This is a genomic window from Hymenobacter agri (assembly GCF_054778495.1).
The window spans coordinates 1-1,703 of sequence record NZ_BAAGZM010000771.1 but is presented as its reverse complement, the minus strand read 5'-3'; the positions used below and the strand labels follow the sequence as shown (position 1 = coordinate 1,703).

Annotated in this window: 1 protein-coding gene; it reads left to right on the top strand. The window is 68.1% G+C overall.

The annotated features are described in order from the left end of the window. Positions 1-172: 172 nt before the first annotated feature. The coding region (locus ACYVDE_RS21955; RefSeq protein WP_460503672.1) for a lytic transglycosylase domain-containing protein at positions 173-1,703 on the top strand (1,531 nt) is incomplete at its 3' end.

The window sequence follows — 1,703 nt, the reverse complement described above, 5'->3', positions numbered from 1 at the left end:
CGGCTTTGGCCGGCCCGATGGGGGAGGGGGCCGGCCGGAGGGCCCGCCGCCTGGTGGCGGGATGTAGCAAGCGGCTCGGGAGAAAGGGCACGCACATTCGCCCAGAAATCAGGTTCTTTGTAGCTTCCGGGTTGGAAGCTGCCGCGTTGGTGGCCCCGCCCGTGCGTTGCTCATGCGAAATCCCGTTGCCCTTTTGTTGCTGATGACGGCCTTGGCCGGTCCGGCCGCCGCCCAAACTGCCCAGTCTGCCCGCCCGGTTCCGGCTACCAGCACCGTGGTGCCCGCCACCTTCGATGTGTTCGGCCTGCACCTCGTGCTCAACGACGAAGCCCGGCGACTAGTGCAGCAGCGGGCCGACGGCCTGCGTCGCCACCAGCCCTCGTTTCAGGCCCGAGTCGATTTGGCCGACGCCGCGTTGCCCATCGTCGACCGCATTTTGCAGGAAGAAGGCGTGCCGCTCGATTTCCGCTACCTCGTGCTGCAGGAAAGCGCTCTGCAGGGCGATGCCCGCAGCATCCACGAGGCCGTGGGCTACTGGCAGCTGAAGCAGGAAACCGCCACCGGCCTGGGCTTGGCCGTGAACGCCGCCGTGGACGAGCGCCAGCACCTGGCCGCCAGTACCCGCGCCGCCGCCCGCTACCTGCAGCGCAACAACGCCGTGCTGCACAACTGGCTGAACGCGCTGCTGAGCTACTACACCGGCCCGGCCGGCGTGAAGCCCTACACCCTGCCCACTGACGCCGACGCCACCCAGATGGCCATCACGGAAACGACTTCGCCCTACGTGCTGATGTTTCTGGCCCACAAGCTGGCCTTCGAACCCTACTGCGGCCAGAACCCGCGGCCGGCACTGCGGCTGCAGGAGTTTCCGGCCGTGGCCGGGCAAACGCTCTACGACCAGGCCCTCGCGCTGCACGTCGACTCGGCCGCGCTGGCTACGCACAACCACTGGCTGCTGGCCAGCACCGTACCGGCCGACAAGCCCTACACGCTCATCGTGCCGGTGGGCGACATCACCCAGGCCGCCGGCCTGGTGGCCAACCAGCGCCTGCAAAGCCAGGGCCAGCTGCTGAATATGCCCGCCGTGGGCGCTAATACGGCCGAAGTCCGCATCAACAACCTGCGCGCCCTGGTGGCCCTGCCCGGCGAAACCACCCAGGACCTGGCGCGCCGTGCCAATCAGCGCCCGCGCGACTTTTTGAAGCACAACGAAATGACGGGCTTCGATGCCGCCATTGCCGGCCGGCCCTACTTCCTGCAAACCAAGCGCGACGTGGGCCCCGTAGAGTACCACGTGCTGCAGCCCGGCGAGCGGATTTTCGACGTGGCCCAGAAGTATGGCATGCGCCAGAAGGCCATCTACGCCAAAAACCGCCTGGCCCGCACCGACGAGCTGCGCCCCGGCCGCGTATTGTGGCTGCAGCACACGCGCCCCCGCGAAGTAGCTCCCGAATACCGCGACCTCGCCGAAAGTGCCCGCTTGGAGCAGCCCTCGGCTGCTGCCGTGGCCTACACCGACGAACTGGTGGAGCAGGCCAATGAAGCCGTGGCCATCCCCCGCGCCGCCGGCACCGAAAGCGGCCGCACCAAAATCAAGGTGAAAGTGAAAAATGCCGACGGCAGCGAAACCAAGCGCGTCATTACCACCGCCCCCAGCGAGCCGTCCGCGCCCGCACGCGCTGTGCCCGCCACGCCGGCCCCCA